The 16491-nt window shown below is 40.2% G+C and carries 12 protein-coding genes and 1 riboswitch; of the genes, 6 read left to right on the top strand and 6 right to left on the bottom strand.

The window, feature by feature from the left end:
- Positions 1-17: 17 nt before the first annotated feature.
- Entirely contained in the window at positions 18-1742 is a 1725-nt protein-coding gene (locus tag ACM0OS_RS20360) for an ABC1 kinase family protein (RefSeq protein WP_414545019.1), read from the bottom strand.
- A 297-nt stretch (positions 1743-2039) separates the two neighbouring features.
- Complete coding sequence (gene cysS, locus ACM0OS_RS20355) at positions 2040-3476, bottom strand: cysteine--tRNA ligase (RefSeq protein WP_414545018.1); 1437 nt, start codon at positions 3474-3476, stop codon at positions 2040-2042.
- Between the two features lie 222 nt (positions 3477-3698).
- On the opposite strand from cysS, the gene ACM0OS_RS20350 reads away from it, so the two are divergent.
- From ACM0OS_RS20350 to ACM0OS_RS20340, 3 genes are all read left to right on the top strand, one after another.
- A complete protein-coding gene (locus ACM0OS_RS20350) occupies positions 3699-4778 on the top strand; it encodes a CobW family GTP-binding protein (RefSeq protein ID WP_414545017.1) in 1080 nt (359 codons plus the stop codon).
- 141 nt (positions 4779-4919) lie between these two features.
- The gene (dtd, locus tag ACM0OS_RS20345; RefSeq protein ID WP_414545016.1) at positions 4920-5372 is read left to right on the top strand and encodes a D-aminoacyl-tRNA deacylase; all 453 of its coding nucleotides are present in this window, start codon (positions 4920-4922) and stop codon (positions 5370-5372) included.
- Positions 5373-5975: 603 nt separating this feature from the next.
- Positions 5976-6194, top strand: a complete 219-nt coding sequence (locus ACM0OS_RS20340; RefSeq protein ID WP_414545015.1) for a DUF4327 family protein — start codon at positions 5976-5978, stop codon at positions 6192-6194.
- Between the two features lie 66 nt (positions 6195-6260).
- Here ACM0OS_RS20340 and ACM0OS_RS20335 read toward each other — a convergent pair whose 3' ends face one another.
- From ACM0OS_RS20335 to ACM0OS_RS20320, 4 genes are all read right to left on the bottom strand, one after another.
- Complete coding sequence (locus tag ACM0OS_RS20335) at positions 6261-7538, bottom strand: protein kinase domain-containing protein (RefSeq protein WP_414545014.1); 1278 nt, start codon at positions 7536-7538, stop codon at positions 6261-6263.
- Positions 7539-7655: 117 nt separating this feature from the next.
- On the bottom strand, positions 7656-9785 hold the full coding sequence (locus tag ACM0OS_RS20330; protein WP_414545013.1) for a serine/threonine phosphatase: 2130 nt from the start codon (positions 9783-9785) through the stop codon (positions 7656-7658).
- Between the two features lie 251 nt (positions 9786-10036).
- Positions 10037-11470, bottom strand: a complete 1434-nt coding sequence (locus tag ACM0OS_RS20325; protein WP_414545012.1) for an ATP-binding protein — start codon at positions 11468-11470, stop codon at positions 10037-10039.
- A gap of 260 nt (positions 11471-11730) precedes the next feature.
- Entirely contained in the window at positions 11731-12348 is a 618-nt protein-coding gene (locus tag ACM0OS_RS20320) for an rRNA large subunit pseudouridine synthase E (RefSeq protein WP_414545011.1), read from the bottom strand.
- A 174-nt stretch (positions 12349-12522) separates the two neighbouring features.
- A riboswitch (TPP riboswitch) is annotated at positions 12523-12619 on the top strand.
- A 6-nt stretch (positions 12620-12625) separates the two neighbouring features.
- Between ACM0OS_RS20320 and thiC the strand changes: the two genes are divergently transcribed.
- The 3 genes from thiC to ACM0OS_RS20305 all read left to right on the top strand — a co-directional run bounded on the left by thiC (position 12626) and on the right by ACM0OS_RS20305 (position 16471).
- Positions 12626-13999, top strand: a complete 1374-nt coding sequence (thiC, locus tag ACM0OS_RS20315) for a phosphomethylpyrimidine synthase (protein ID WP_414545010.1) — start codon at positions 12626-12628, stop codon at positions 13997-13999.
- 116 nt (positions 14000-14115) lie between these two features.
- On the top strand, positions 14116-14283 hold the full coding sequence (locus ACM0OS_RS20310; protein WP_414545009.1) for a PCP reductase family protein: 168 nt from the start codon (positions 14116-14118) through the stop codon (positions 14281-14283).
- Positions 14284-14335: 52 nt separating this feature from the next.
- Positions 14336-16471: a restriction endonuclease gene (locus tag ACM0OS_RS20305; protein WP_414545008.1), complete on the top strand. Its 2136-nt coding sequence runs from the start codon at positions 14336-14338 to the stop codon at positions 16469-16471.
- Positions 16472-16491: the final 20 nt, after the last annotated feature.

Genomic DNA, 16491 nt, shown 5'->3' with positions numbered 1-16491 from the left:
CAAAAAAAATGATGTTTTTACTTGTTACTGTGGGGCTGAATATCGCTAAAAGCAGCGAAGAAAGAAGAATTAGGAATAATAGCAGCGACACTTTCTCTAGATAACTCTGCCAACATACCGATAGCTACGTCAAATAAACGAGTCGGTTTGATGTCATCTTTAACTAAATCCCAAAGACGCTGGACTTCTTCGGTATGCAGACGGTCATCTTCGGTGAGTGCTAATACCAGCTGTCGCCGGAGAAATTTACCTTCATCAGACAGCAGAAATTGTAGTCCCATTCGGGCTGTTGGTAAGACATCAAAGTTGCTATCAGTACGGGCGATTTCAATTAAATTCTCTAAACGCTGCCACTGGAATTTACCATCTTTAAACAACACGTTTAGTAGTCGTCGCCGTAATTCTGTTGATTCCCCAGTTAGCAATCTTCGTGCTATGTAGGGATAACCCACTTCCACAATTTTGAAATTAGGGTTGAGACTGAGGGCTATTCCTTCTTGGGTTACCAAAGAGCGAATGATTAAGGCAAACTTGGCGGGAACTCGGAAAGGATATTCATACATCAGTTCCGAAAACTCATCGGTGACGGTTCTGAAGTTAAATTCCCCAACATTTTTACCAATGGCATTTCCTAGCACTGATTCTAGCGCCGGCACAATGGGACAAATATTAGTATCTGGAGTCAGAAAACCTAATTTGACAAAATCCGAGGCTAAATCAGTGTAGTCTTTGTTAACCAAATGGACTAACGCATCAACCAAACTTTCTTTGCTGGTTTCCTCCAACTGATCCATCATGCCAAAATCAATGTATGCCATTCGGCCATCAGGCATGGCAAACAAATTTCCAGGATGGGGGTCAGCATGGAAGAATCCATGTTCCAATAACTGTTGTAAACCGCAATTTACAGCAATTTGGATAATCACTTCTGGATCTAAACCTGCTGCTTTGATACTTTTGTTATCTGTCAGCTTGAAGCCGTTAATCCATTCCAGAGTTAAAACACGAGTATTGGTGTAACCCCAGTAAATAACTGGAACTTTGACTTGGAGGTTGTCGCGAAAATTAGTCGCAAATTTTTCCGCATTGCGCCCTTCATTGATGTAATCGATTTCCTCAAATAACTTGATGCCAAACTCGTCCACAATTAAAGTTAAGTCGTGACCGAGATTCAAGGGTAGAAAGGGGGCTAGCCAACCGGCCGCCCAACGCATCAAATACAAATCGAGTGTAATTACTGGACGTAAGTGGGGGCGTTGCACCTTGACTGCAACTTCTTCGCCACTGAGTAAACGACCACGGTAAACTTGACCCAAGCTAGCTGCGGCCACTGGACTTGGTGACAACTCACTATAAACTTCGGTAATTGGCCGGTCTAACTCTTTTTCGATAATTTGATAAGCCAGTGCATTATCAAAAGCTGGTAATTGGTCTTGCAGCTTAATGAGTTCTTCTAAGAAATCTTTGCGTACCAAGTCCGGCCGGGTGGATAGGGCTTGACCAACTTTAATAAAAGTCGGGCCAAGTCTGGTAAGCAATTCTCGTAACTGGATGGCACGTTTACCCTTGTTCAGCTCGATTTGGTCTTGCCATTCGTCCCACTTGAGACTCAAAATAAATCCGGCGAAATACCAAATTATTTTTAGGATTCGTCCCCAAGCTAACCAGGGACGATAACGATAGTGACGAGCGATCGCGTCTGGATTGTAGCGCCTTAGCTGAGCAGGTTGATACTGACCCACGCCTTTATTTGCCTCTTCAACTGAGAAATCTACACTGTTGTTTGTTCCTCAACTCACAAACTAGTTGCTAGTCGAGGATATTAGTAGTTTTATCAAAAACTATTAAACTTAAAATGTTTCTGGGGAGTATTTTCGGCCGTTTGAGCCTACCTTACTATCCAGGCTTTTTTATCTTTTTCTTAATTATACTTTATAAAAGTACAACTATTTCCGCGATTAGGGGCTAAGGGAGAAAAACACGCCCTATGGTCTATTTTTGAGACTACCGACCAGGGAAAACCCACCTTACCCATACTATTAATTACGATGCCAGCGAGTACCATCACGACTGTCAATTAAGGTGATTCCCTGTGCTTGTAATTGATCCCGGATGCGATCGCTTGCGGCAAAATCCTTGGCTTTCCTGGCTGTTTGCCGTTGTTGAATCAAATCTTCAATTTCAGTATCACTTAAACCTTCAACAGAAGAAGTTACCTCTTCTGGTTTAGCTTCTAAACCCAAAACATCTGCCAGAGTTACAAGTGTTCGCCACTGTGTTTGTAACTCCTCCATTGGCGTGTCGGTTTTCCCTTGATGGACAATAATATTACCCTCACGGCGCAGTTCCTTAGCTAACTCAAATAGCACAGCTATCCCGCCAGGAAAATTAAAGTCATCATTCACAGCTTCTTGGAAACGCTCAACATAAGCAGTTAAACACTCCCCAGGTTCCGGTTCCCCAGCCCCAAATTGATAGCCAAACAGCAAACCTTCTTTGAGGGTATGCCAGCCGTTAGTAGCTGCGGCGATGGCTTCGTCGGTAAAATCAATAGGCTTACGATATTGGGCCATGAGGACAAATAACCTCACAGCCATCGGTTCAACGCCTCGATCTAGTAAATCCCGAATGGTGGTAAAGTTGCCCAAAGATTTGGACATTTTTTCCCCATCAACTTTTACCATACCGTTATGCAGCCAGTAAGTAGCTAGGGGTTTACCTGTGACTGCTTCTGATTGGGCAATTTCGTTTTCATGATGGGGGAAAATTAAGTCAGCACCACCAGCATGAATATCTATTGTTTCACCCAGGCGATCGCGTACCATGGCCGAGCATTCAATATGCCATCCCGGACGTCCTGCACCCCACGGTGATTTCCAAGCCGGTTCTCCTGGTTTCGCCGCTTTCCACAAGGCAAAATCAAAGGGGTCTTTCTTTTTCTGATATTCTGAATCTTCTATCTGCACGCGATCGCTGGCGCCTGCTTGCATATCATCTAACTTACGTCCAGATAGCTTGCCATACTCATCAAACTTGCGGACAGCGTAATAAACATCACCGTCAGATGGGTAAGCAAAGCCTTTATTTTCCAACTCATGAATTAACCGCTGAATGCCATTCATGGTGTGGGTAGCACGGGGATACTCATCGGCTTCTTTAACTCCCAGCCGTGCCATATCCTCAAAATAAGCTTGGATATAGCGTTCAGCTACCGCTTCCATTGACGAATGTTCTTCGCGCGATCGCTTGAGAATTTTGTCATCAATATCGGTAAAATTTTGGATATAGCGCACCTCATAGCCGATAAACTGGAGATAACGCCTGACTACATCCCAAACAATACAAGTTCTGGCATGACCCAAATGACAGTAATCGTACACCGTCATGCCGCAACAGTACATTTTCACCTTACCTGGTTCTACTGTGGCAAATGGTTCTTGACGACGGGTGAGAGTATTGTAAAGAGTTAGGGTCATAACAGAATAATTCTGAAATTGGAGATACGCAATAATAGGATAAAACAGCTGAAAAAACAGTCCAGCATCCCTATGCTAGTACGGCAGGGTGAAAATAAACCATCTATTCCCAGCCAGTGAAACGGTTACAGGCTCGGAATTAGAAGTTTTGCCTAGCAGTGCTAGTGTTTTCGGGACTCTCTGGGCTACATTCATGTTTTATAATTTCTTGATAACAGCGCTATGCAATCAGTAGATACTTCCGAATCCCCAGCAATGGATGCACCCAAACAAGGAATGCCAGTCACGATTATTACTGGCTTTCTTGGTAGTGGCAAGACTACTTTATTGAATCATATTCTCAGCAATCAACAGGGTTTAAAAACTGCCGTTTTAGTCAATGAATTTGGTGAAATTGGCATTGATAACGAGTTAATTGTTTCCACCGACGAAAACATGGTGGAATTAAACAACGGTTGTATTTGCTGCACCATTAATAATGATTTAGTAGATGCAGTTTATAAAGTTTTAGAACGCCAAGAAAATTTAGATTATCTAGTTGTAGAAACAACTGGACTTGCAGACCCTTTACCAGTCGCTTTGACATTTCTCGGTACAGAGTTGCGAGATTTAACTCGTCTTGATTCCATAATTACCGTAGTAGATGCAGCCAACTACAGCTTAGATTTATTTAACTCCCAGGCAGCATATAGTCAAATTGCCTACGGGGATGTAATTATTCTCAATAAAACAGACTTAGTTGAGCCATCTGCACTCGATGAATTAGAAAGCAAAATTAATGAAATCAAAGAAGGTGCGAGGATAATTCGCACCAAGCGATCGCAAGTCCCACTTCCTTTAATTCTCAGTGTCGGTCTATTTGAATCTGACAAGTATTTTGAGACTGAACATAAACATGATCATGACCATGAACACCATGATCACGATCATTCCCAATGTGAACATGATCATCATGATCATCACGATCATGACCACCATGATCATTCTCACCATTTAGAAAATGACGGTTTTACATCTATCTCTTTTCAAAGTGATAAGCCTTTGGCTATCAGGAAATTCCAATATTTCTTAGATAATCAATTACCCTCAACTATTTTCCGAGCCAAGGGTATAATCTGGTTTGATGAAAGTCCCAAGCGTCATATTTTCCACCTTTGTGGTAAACGCTTCACCCTAGACGATGAAGAATGGAAAGGCGAACCCAAAAACCAATTAGTGCTAATTGGTCAAAATTTGGATCGTGAAACTCTTCTCACACAGCTAGAAAATTGTATTTGTGTTCCTTCTACTAGCAAAGGATAAGGCTTTAAAAAATAGCTAAATGTAGGTTGGGTTGACGTAGGAAACCCAATATTATTTGGAAGCGTTGGGTTGCGCTGCGCTTAACCCAACCTACAATTTTTTGGCACTAATTTAGGCGTGTCACGCTAGTAGATAAAATCAATGCGCGTTATTATCCAGCGAGTCAAATCATCTCAAGTCACGGTTAACGGCGAAATTGTTGGCAAAATTGGCCGGGGGCTAAATTTGCTTGTGGGGATTGCTACCACAGATACTAGTGCTGAAATTGACTGGATGGTACGAAAATGTTTAGATTTGCGATTATTCCCTGACACCGGAGGTGGTAATAGGTGGCAAAAATCAGTGCAAGAAATTGGCGGTGAGTTACTCGTAGTTAGTCAATTTACCCTTTATGGTGATTGTCGCAAAGGTCGTCGTCCCTCTTTTGACCAATCAGCTAATCCCCAAGTAGCCGCAGATTTGTATGAACGCTTTGTGAACAAGTTACGAAGTAGTGGTTTGCAGGTCGCTACCGGCCAATTTGGTGCCATGATGCAAGTTGCTATCGAGAATGATGGCCCAGTTACTTTATTGCTAGAAAAGGACGCGATTTGAAATTTTTATCGTCAAGTTGATGCTGTGGAAGCAAATTCTCAGTTCATATTGCATATCTTTTCCCCTCCCATAAAGCCCTCGTATGGCTGTAGTCAGAAGTTATGCGTAGTAGAGGCAGAGAATTAACTTCTCGCAGAAAATTAAATTTGTATAAAGATTTGCAAGAAATTTGATCAACCCTCGATGTTTGCGATATTCTAAATAACGTTTAAATATGCGCCGTGAATTTTTTTGACCGTTGTGCAAAAACCTTTAAAATTCCCAGGTTCTATGGTTTTTTAACAACTGCACAGATTCTGGTGACTATCAAACCAATAAAATTTTACAAGTTGTCCCCACTCGTGATTTCCATATAATTTTCCGGACGACTAACTTTTGCGTTTAGCATCAACTTATAGATGCTTGGAGGGATTTTGGTTTTGTGGTGGTAATTACCGTACCAAACCGAATTTTCCCACAAATTAGTAGAGTTTGTTATGTTATAGTTAGAATGTTAAGACTAGCTTTGCCAATCACAATACTCTACGCATCGAAGAAAATTGCCAAACGGAAAGCAGTTTTGATTAAGCATTTACCAAACAAAATCTGAATTGAATTGAGGCTATGACTCAGCAAGTGATTCACCCAATGGTGAAATTGCAACGTAACGTGCAATCACTAGTAGAATCCAATATTATCAAGCCAACTGATAGCATTTGGAAAATTGCATTGCTCTATGGTAACGAATGGCAGCACTGGAAACAGGAACTGCTAGATTTTGGGTTTAGTATGCAAGACCCAATTGGCGAATTTTTAGCAGTAGAAGCTTGGGACGAAGAGTAGGCAATAGAGTATCGGGAGTAAGTGTTTTTCCATAATCACCACTCCCTACTCATTAATCCCTACTTTCTATCCTTGACAATTGGCCAATGCTACAGCCAGTTCCTTGGCACTTTGATAGCGATCGCGTGGCAATTGCTCCGTAACGCGTTCGATAATCTCTCTTAACTTGGGAGTAATTGTAGGCATATTGGTCAAATCAAATCGAGAATTTAATCCTCGGTGACGATAAAATTTGAAAGGATTTTCGCCTGTGAGGAGGAAAATCAACGTTGGCCCAATGGCATATAAATCGGATTGAGTCAGAGGTTGTCCCCGTTCTTGTTCCGGGGCGCAGTAACCCTCTGCACCAATGCGAGTGCCTGGTGTTGTACCAATCTCCTTAACAGCGCCAAAATCCAGCACAACTATATGATTATCAGCATTTCGTACCATCAAGTTAGCGGGTTTAATATCGCGGTGTATTAATGGTGGCTCTTGGCTATGGAGATAGTGTAAGATATCGCAAGTTTGAATCATCCAGGCGATCGCTTGGCGGGGTGTAACTGGGCCAGTGGCATAAACTCTTTTTTCCAAATCTTGCCCATGAATCAATTCCATCGCTAAGTATTTTTTACCACCAACTACAAAAAAGTCATAATACTGGGGAATACCAGAATGGTTCAGAGATTTGAGAGCATATGCTTCCCGTTCAAATAATTCTTGGGCCTTGGCAATTTTAGCCATATCAGCATTCATTTGCTTTAACACCAACAATTGAGGTTTGCCGGTGATTGAACCTACTGCATCCCAAGCAAGATAAGTAGTTCCCATACCTCCCTGTCCTAAAGTTCGCAACACCTGATATTGACGAATTTGGTGTTGAACCGACAGAGGTTGGCCGCAGTGAATACAAAATAAATTACTCGGCGAGTTGCCTTCATGCTTGCAAGTGTAAGATAAACTTGCAGAACTGCTAGCTAACGACACTTGTGCAGGATTATTTTCATTCACTTCGCCATTCTCTGGCGATCGCAGCCAAGTATCTGGTATCTGTTGAACTTGAAATTGTAATAGTGGCCCACCCTGTGCCAGTTGCAGTAGGGAATTATCTGGCAATGAACTTTGCATTACCAGAACGCCATTCAAAAAAGTGCCATTTGTGCCTTGACTAATTACCTGCCAAGAGCCAACATTTTTGCCAGAAGTTACTTGTCTCAGCTCTAGATGATACCGCGAAACTAAACTATCAGATAAAACAACATGATTATCTGAGGCCCGTCCAATGCGAATCACGGAAGAGTCCTCAAAGCACCAATGTTTGAGTGGCGTTTTTTGTTGCGGTTCCAACAAAGTCAGAATAACCACAATACAACCTGCATAAGCTAAAAAAAGAAATTAGAGGCGCTTAGGTTAGAGACTAGAGGCTAGAAGTAGAGGTTAAATAAAAATTTCACTAGTACCTCATCCCCAGTCTCCAATTCCTCAACTTTGCATATTTGGGCGCACTTTTGCCCGAATAAGTATAGCAGTAATATTGTCATGGCCATTATGTTGATTAGCTAAATCAATTAGTTCTGTAACGCCCTGTTCTAAGTGAGTACCAGAACTTAGAAAGGGTATAAGATGAGTTTGCCCATAAATTTCTAGTAAATCATTATCTGATAAACCATCTGATACCAGAACGAAGAGGCTATCTTCAGTAATCTCAAAAAACTGGATATCAGGATTGATAGAGTTTTGATCACGCGGCCCCAATGCTTGAGTTAGTTGGTAAGCATCAGGACGAGCATAAGCTATGTTTGCTTCCACTCCTCTAGAAATTTCTCTTTGACCTACTTCGTGATCTACGGTAATTTGTTCTAGTCCCCGCTTGCGTGTCAAGCGGTAAAGACGACTATCTCCTACGTGAGCAACGGCAGCTTGAGTATCGTGAATTAAGAGCATGACTAAGGTAGTACCCATGCGCTTGATACCAGAACGGGCTTCTTGTTGATTGATTTCATAAATTGCCTGATTAGCTAAATACACTGCCTCACGGATGTTATCTTCTGTGGGTATTTGATTAGTAATCCAGCATTCATCAAAATATTGGCGTAAAGTTTTCACTGCCAACTCACTGGCTATTTCACCGCCCGCATGGCCACCCATACCATCGCAAAGAATATACAAACCACAGGCGTGTAAAACTCGGCTTTTGGGTAATTCTAGCTTGTCGATTTTGGTATTAATACCGAAGCAGTCTTCATTATGATTACGTTGACGCCCTACATCAGTGCGTCCTGCATCTTCTAAACTGCTGAGTTGCATCGACAGCACAAATGTTGGTAAGTCATCAGATTTAGCAGCAAAATCTGATGGCTCTTCTAGTTGCAAAATGGTGGGTGCAGTAGTGCCTTTTTCTTTCATTGGGGCAACAGCTGCGGTTATGGGTGTTTCTAGTTCAGCCGCAATTTCTTCTAAACGCGATCGCAACTGCTCAACTGTCTGAATTTTATTGAGTTCCAAGTCTTCTAAAATTTGCACCACAGCACCAAATTGAGTCCGTTGCGACTGTCGAAATAGTGCTTGCCACACTTGCCCCAAAGCTTGAATAGTTAACGGTGGCGCTGGAATCGTCAGTGTTTCGATGTCTTCATCTGTCGATGATGCGATCGCGGGTTGACCATTCAGTGGTTCCACATACAAACGTTGTAGCGCTAGAGTCTGGTCTTCATCCAACCGGAGATTCGATAAATCCAACAAACTTTGACAACAATTTACTGGTTCCAAAACAGACCAGAGTTGAGTCATTTGGTAAAACCAGTGTAAAATTTGTAACGAGCTTGTTGAATCTTCTTGCCACAATTCAACTAAATATTGCCAATTCGAGCGATCTTCGATTAGTAGAATCTGTGTATTATTTTGCTGCCAAGCATCGTGAATTGGTGGTATTGCTGAATGACCTGGGGATTGTAAGGCAATATAAGCTTTAGCCAGGTGAGAAATTCCATTAGCCTCCACTGACGGCATAACCAGCCCCTGTTGCTGATGGGCGAGAACTGCCTCAACAGGTGATATTTGATACGGTTGACAATCTAAGACTCTCCCGCATACTTCATTGGGGGCAAAGTTGCTCTCTGGGGCAGATAGCGGTTCTAATAATTGATAACGCTGCTCTGGGTCTAAAAATGAGCCTGTTGTGAGTTGTGATAGGTAGATAGGGGAAGAAGATAAAATTTTTGGTTCTACTTGTTCTACTTGTTCTACTTGTTCTACTTGTCCGACAGTCGTATCTTCTCTTTCTTCACTAATTTCTCCTTCAGGTGATACCTCCAGCACCTCTTCGACTAGTATCGGTTGCTTATGGGAAAAATCCCCAAGCTCATTTTGATTCACTAGTTCTAGTTGTACCTGCTCACCAAGGGGTTCCTCAAGTTCCCCAGTTTCAATCCCGATAATAATTGCTTGCCAAACCGTTCCGCATTCTGCACCACAGTTTTGACAAAGTTGTGCATTTACAGGTACTTCAGTACTGCATTCAGGACATACCTTGTGGGTCAGGGACGCACCACAGTTTTGGCAAAATTTGTTAGTGTGAGGGTTTTCAAATGTACACTGAGGGCAAATCAGCATAGTGGAAGTTCCTTAATTCCCGTTCCAAGGTGCTTCTAGCCACTAAATATCCAAAGTGCCACAACTACAGTAGACGTACAAAAATTGTGGTTTTACCAGTGAATCTTGGTGGCCGTATTAATTGTGACGCATCTTAGCTAAATATTTCATATATTGGTAGCCAATTCTTCATATTCGGTTAGAGAATAGGGAACAGAACAGTCATAGGGCAAGACTTTGGGCTGTTCTATAATTCTTTTTGCTCATTTCTCTCATCCCTGATTCTTCAGACCTAATTGAATAGTAAAACAGGTAAGGTTAGACTCACTTTCCACCTCTACTGTTCCTCCTAAGTGCTGAATCAGTTTTTGCACTAATGCCAATCCTAACCCTGTACCACCCTGTTTCCAAGGCTCATTGCTAGGAATACGGTAAAACTTGTCAAAAATTCGTGGTAATTCAGAGTGAGGGATTTCTACACCGGAATTTATCACTTGGAATTGGATATTATCAGGTATCAATCGGGCAGAAACAGTAATTTCGGCATCTGGTGGACTAAATTTACAAGCATTAGTCAGTAGTTCTACAAAGATGCGTTCTAGACTAAATGGATCACACGCTAATGGGGGTAAGTTAGGAGCTATGTGAAGGTGCAAGTTTTGCCTACAAGCATGATGATTGCGCGATTTAAATAACTCTACAACACGCCAAAGCCATTGTTGCACCTGAATTGTTTCTAATACCCAAGGCTTGACGTTGGTATCCAAGCGTTGCAAATCTAGAAAATTATTAATTAAGTTGATTTCTCGTTCACACTCGTTATCTAAAATTTCAAAATAGCGAGGTGCTTTTGAGCGTTCTGCTTGAGGCTTGGCCATTGCCGACAAAAAATTTTGCTCTCTATGCAAGGTAATACCCAGCATTTGAATCGCCATTTTCATGTTAGCCAATGGCGTGAGTAATTCGTGAGAAACGGTGTTCAGAAATTCTTCTTTGAGGCGATTAAGTCCTGCCATTTCTTCTAAATGAGTCTGCACCACGGCTTGACTTTGTTGGACGGCTAATGCTGTTAATTCTTCTGCCTTTACTTCTGCTTGCTTATAAGCAGTAATATCTTCACACACCATCAGAATTAACGAATTTTTTTGAGGAGACTGTGCTGGAGAAATTCGCTCATTGATAGCCACTAACCCTTGATTGACAGGCGAAACAAAGTTTTTATCTCCACTGGGTAATAACCGCATCATCACTTTTACCCAAACTACTTTACTAGCAGGACAGTTTAAACGAAATTCCCAACTAGCAGTTTGGCCCTGAGGCGCAGCTGTCAATGTCCTCATGAAGGCGTTAGATAGCTGTTGCTGGTCTGACTCCTCAAACAAGTCAAATACAGACTTGTGAGTTAATTGTTCCGGAGTATAACCCAGGCAAGTTGCACCAAACTGGTTTACAGACAAAATGATGCCAGTTGCATCCAAACTGAAATATACAGCAGGAGTTTGCTCATAAAGCTGGCGATACCACTGAAGTTCTGCTTGGGTACGACGCAGCGTTTCTGCTGTGCCAAGTTCTAAATCGGAGACTCGTTCAGGCTCCAGTTCCAAGTACACAGGCGTTGTCGGCGATATATCTTTTGGTGGGTGAGATTGATGCCAGAGCGATCGCCTCTGGCGCTGCGCTCCGCGCAATCGCTGATTCAGGCTCATAAAACTTAAACTTGTACCCAAGGACAGATGTTAACTAGACAGTAATAAAAAAAGACAATTATAGCTTTTTTAGACATTTTTAGGCTAAATTTAGCAAATAAACACTAAATAGTCTTCTTAGCTCCGGATGACATAGCTTTACATCCAATTTCTTTACCTTGTAAATATGGAGCAGGCAGTAAAGAGTAGGTAATGGGGAGAGATATTTTCATCATCTTGCTGTGTAATTTATTACACATATAGCTAGCAAATAAGTCTTTTTATCCCTTCGTCTTAGAAACTCTTCTGTAGTTTTTAGATAAATTATGCAAAAATTGCACTTCCGTTGAGGTGAGGTCGCGCCACTGACCTCGCTGTAGACCATCTAAATTGAGATTAGCGATACTCACCCTGACTAGTCGCAATGTCGGAAACCCCACAGCAGCAGTCATTCGTCGCACTTGGCGGTTTTTTCCCTCAGTCAACGTCATTTCCAACCAAGCTGTTGGGACATTTTTGCGAAATCTAATTGGCGGATGACGTTCTGGTAAATGCGGTGCTTCTAACAACAGCCTAACTTGGGCTGGTTGAGTGCGGTAATCTTGAATATCCACACCTGTTTGTAACTTGTTTATAGCATCTACATCAGGAATGCGCTCTACCTGCACCCAGTAAGTACGTTGATGTCCAAACCGAGGATGAGCCAGACGATGCTGTAACTGTCCATCATTTGTTAATAGTAATAAACCTTCGCTGTCCCAGTCCAAACGCCCTACAGGATAAACATCAGGAACTTGAATATAGTCCTTCAAGGTGACGTGTTTGGGACTTTCCTGTGTAAATTGGCTGAGAACTCCATAGGGTTTATAAAAAATAATATATTTATACTGTTTAGTCATAACTCTCAATACTATTTCCGTATCTGCGTATCTTTCGCTTGCTTATTTGCGCCTTGGCGTAAGGTAAAAAATATTTATTAGTTAAAAATACTCATCATCCAACCACTCAACACTCCCATACCTCATAAATTGTAAACACCTTATCCGCATTCATAACCAAGGTGGTACAATTTACATTCATGCTAGGGGTGCCTGAAAATACAGGCTGAGATCAGACCCTTAACACCTGAGTCTGGCTAATACCAGCGGAGGGAAGCTGTTTATCGAGGAATTTAATATGCGGACAGAATGGGTTGCCAAGCGTCGTGGACAGAGTAATGTTACTCAAATGCACTACGCGCGTCAGGGTGTTATTACTGAAGAAATGCACTATGTCGCCAAGCGGGAAAACCTTCCTGCTGATCTCATTCGTGATGAAGTGGCGCGGGGACGGATGATTATTCCTGCAAACATTAATCACACCAATCTAGAACCGATGGCGATCGGCATCGCGTCCAGATGTAAGGTTAATGCTAATATCGGGGCTTCTCCCAATTCTTCTAATCTGCAAGAAGAAGTAGATAAGTTAAACCTAGCTGTGAAATACGGTGCTGATACCCTCATGGACTTGTCCACAGGTGGCGGTAACTTAGATCAAATTCGTACCGCTATTATTAATGCTTCACCTATTCCCATTGGCACAGTACCAGTTTACCAAGCTTTAGAAAGTGTCCACGGCACAATTGAAAATCTCACCGCCGATGACTTTCTGCACATTATCGAAAAACACGCCCAACAAGGTGTAGATTATCAAACCATCCACGCCGGGATTTTAATTGAACATTTACCTTTAGTCAGAGATCGTATTACTGGTATTGTCTCTCGTGGTGGAGGGATTCTGGCGCGGTGGATGCTGCATCACCACAAACAAAACCCCCTGTATACCCATTTCCAAGACATTATTGAGATTTTCAAAAGATACGATGTCTCCTTCAGTTTGGGTGATTCCCTGCGTCCTGGCTGTACTCATGATGCCTCAGATGCTGCACAATTAGCAGAACTCAAAACCCTGGGACAGCTAACCCGTAGAGCTTGGGAAGATGACATCCAAGTAATGGTAGAAGGGCCTGGACACGTCCCAATGGATCAAATTGAGTTCAATGTCCGTAAGCAAATGGAAGAGTGTTCTGAAGCACCTTTCTATGTATTGGGGCCATTGGTAACAGATATTGCTCCCGGTTATGACCATATTACCTCGGCAATTGGCGCAGCAATGGCTGGTTGGTACGGTACAGCAATGCTGTGTTATGTGACACCAAAAGAACATTTAGGCTTGCCCGATGCTGAAGATGTCCGCAATGGTTTGATTGCTTATAAAATAGCGGCTCACGCAGCGGATATTGCTAGACATCGCCCAGGTGCGAGAGACAGAGATGATGAACTCTCAGCAGCCCGTTATAACTTTGATTGGAATCGTCAGTTTGAATTATCTTTAGACCCCGAAAGAGCTAAGGAATATCACGATGAAACTTTGCCAGCAGACATTTATAAAACTGCTGAATTTTGTTCCATGTGTGGGCCTAAATTCTGTCCCATGCAAACCAAAGTTGATGCTGAAGCGTTGACAGAACTTGAGAAATTTTTGGCGAAAGAACCTGTAACTCAAGGTTAAGTAAATTCTCGTTAAATGTCGTTACTAGGGTTAACCTGGTAACGATATTAATATTGAGGGTAACTGTGCATCAATCCAAACAATGTTTGAATATGGAAATTAAGCACTAAAAATAAATGAGTGAATCAATTAGATGGACTGCTGAAGCTGAAAATAAACTCAAAGAAATCCCTTTTTTTGTCCGTCCTTTTGCCCGCAAAAAGATTGAAGCTTATGCTCAAGACAATAGTATATCTCTAATCACTCTTGAAATTTATGAACAGGTTAAACAACAATTTAATTAAGATTTGAATTAACATATCCACCTAAGTCTTCATGATGTCAAACTATTGAGAAATGAATACAGCATCAAATATTAATAAAAAATTAAAAGTTGTCGTTCCTAAAAACTGGAGTAATGATAAAAAAGGCAAATTTTGGGAAAAAATTATATCACCTTTATTTAGTGAACTGCGCTGCGAACCAATTGGTAATATTGAATTTGAAGGAATGCAAACTGATATATATGTTAAGGACTTAATGACTGGAAAAATAGGATTGGTAGAGTGTAAATTTCAAGAAAAAAATATTTCGCCTAATATAATATATCAGCTAATGGGTCAAGCAGATGATGAAGAAGTAGAATATGCTTATTTAATTTCAACTTCAGAATTGACTCCAAAAGCAAAAGCTGTTATAGAAAAGCATGGAAAGAAGACACAAAATAAAAGATATGATTTATTATTTTGGGGACCGGATAAACTAGCAGACTTGTTTATCAAATTGCAAAATATTCCATTACCTGATTTTACAAAATTAAACATAGATACAAAGAAAATTAAACAGTTAACTCTATTATTAACTCAAGCAGAAGATTTTTGGTGGATTGCGGATGAGATAGGGCAAGATGGGGATATCAATAGAGCTATTATTTTCTCAATTAGAAATAAAAATTTGTCTATAGATGACTGGAAACAATATTTTTTTCAACACAGTCTTTATTGGGCTGGTCTAGATGTTGCGGTTGTTAATGATGGTGAAAATATATTACAAAACAATGCACATTTAGAAAGTATTGATATAACAATTTCAGCAATTAATGAAGCAGATAGTTTTGATGATTATCATCGTCCTTGTCGTCCAGAAGATTTTTTTGGAATGAATAATACTCAAGATAAGTTTTGGGATTTTGTCAAAAAAGTCAGAGATAACAAAACTAAACTAAGAGTTGTTTGCTTGTCAGGGAAAACTGGTATTGGAAAATCATCTTTAGTTATAAAATTAGCCTCGGACTGTTTATATATACCGGAATATCAAAATAATTTCTACATATATCATGTTGATGTTACAAGTGTTGATCCTGCACAGTCAACGCGTTTTATTCCCAGCATTATTACCAAAGCATTGCAAACAACTATTGATAATAAATTTATTGAAATACCAAACCATAAAATATCTACTAACCCTGAGCCACAATTTTTTGCTACTGAATCAATTAGATTAGCTTTTGATAATCTCAAAGAAAATAATCGAATATTAATTATTTTCTTCGATCAATTTGAAGAAATAATAATGAAAGAAAATCTATCTTCTTTGTTTCATATATTTAAAAGATTAGTATATGAAGTTGATAGCTTAAAAGAAAATATAGTTTTGGGATTTTCCTGGAGAAATGATCTTTACATACCAATGGGTGATCCGACATATCACACTTGGCAAGAATTGGATATGCAAAGAATCAAAAAAGATATTGAATTTGATGATTTTTTATATCAGGATTCGTTAAATTTGCTAGATAGGTTTTCAGAATATCTAAAACAAAATGGTAAACGCTTAGACCCGAAAATAAAAAAATGGTTATCTGAAAATTGTCAGAATTTACCTTGGTTACTAAAGAAAATATGTGGTGATATTTACAATCAAAACATTGATCAAAGACAAATATCTTCAGAAAACAAAAAGCTTATCACTAAATTTGATATTAAAAAAATATTTGAGTCTGATATCCAAAGATATGTCAATAATACTCCAGAGCATTTTAATTGCTTAAAATTTATTGCTAAACAATCTACAGTTACTAAAGGTGAAGTACAGCAGAACTTTAATCATGATGTAATTAAGAAACTGGTAAGAGCAAAACTAATAATTAAAACTGGAGATAATTATAAAATATATTGGGATATTTTTAGAGATTTTATTGTAGATGGGACGTTGCCTAAAATTACTATAACTTATAGACCTAGAACAAGAATCTCAACTTTGTTAAAAGTTTTTAGGTTAATTAAACCTACTACAACTATTTTAGAATTGATGGCAAAAACTAAGTATAAAAAACGTACGCTTGGTAATGCACTTCATGATTTATACAACTTCTTTCAAGTAAAAAAAGATATAAAAAGCAATAAAATAACTGCCCAAGAAAATTTAGCAAATTTACAGGACTATGAACTTTCTGAATATCTAGTAGTCTGTCAAATACAAGATGACGGATAATGGGAGATATATTTTCCAGC

The sequence above is a fragment of the Nostoc sp. CCY0012 genome, from assembly GCF_963920855.1.
Taxonomy (GTDB): Bacteria; Cyanobacteriota; Cyanobacteriia; order Cyanobacteriales; family Nostocaceae; genus Cyanocohniella.
The sequence above is the reverse complement of the archived record's forward strand: the minus strand, read 5'-3'. Positions and strand labels throughout refer to the sequence as shown.

Coding starts and splice junctions, on each gene's coding strand:
- cysS (WP_414545018.1), bottom strand. CDS start 3,476: ATGACCCTAACTCTTTACAATACTCTCACCCGTCGTCAAGAACCATTT.
- ACM0OS_RS20350 (WP_414545017.1), top strand. CDS start 3,699: ATGCAATCAGTAGATACTTCCGAATCCCCAGCAATGGATGCACCCAAA.
- dtd (WP_414545016.1), top strand. CDS start 4,920: ATGCGCGTTATTATCCAGCGAGTCAAATCATCTCAAGTCACGGTTAAC.
- ACM0OS_RS20340 (WP_414545015.1), top strand. CDS start 5,976: ATGACTCAGCAAGTGATTCACCCAATGGTGAAATTGCAACGTAACGTG.
- ACM0OS_RS20330 (WP_414545013.1), bottom strand. CDS start 9,785: ATGCTGATTTGCCCTCAGTGTACATTTGAAAACCCTCACACTAACAAA.
- ACM0OS_RS20325 (WP_414545012.1), bottom strand. CDS start 11,470: ATGAGCCTGAATCAGCGATTGCGCGGAGCGCAGCGCCAGAGGCGATCG.
- ACM0OS_RS20320 (WP_414545011.1), bottom strand. CDS start 12,348: ATGACTAAACAGTATAAATATATTATTTTTTATAAACCCTATGGAGTT.
- thiC (WP_414545010.1), top strand. CDS start 12,626: ATGCGGACAGAATGGGTTGCCAAGCGTCGTGGACAGAGTAATGTTACT.
- ACM0OS_RS20310 (WP_414545009.1), top strand. CDS start 14,116: ATGAGTGAATCAATTAGATGGACTGCTGAAGCTGAAAATAAACTCAAA.
- ACM0OS_RS20305 (WP_414545008.1), top strand. CDS start 14,336: ATGAATACAGCATCAAATATTAATAAAAAATTAAAAGTTGTCGTTCCT.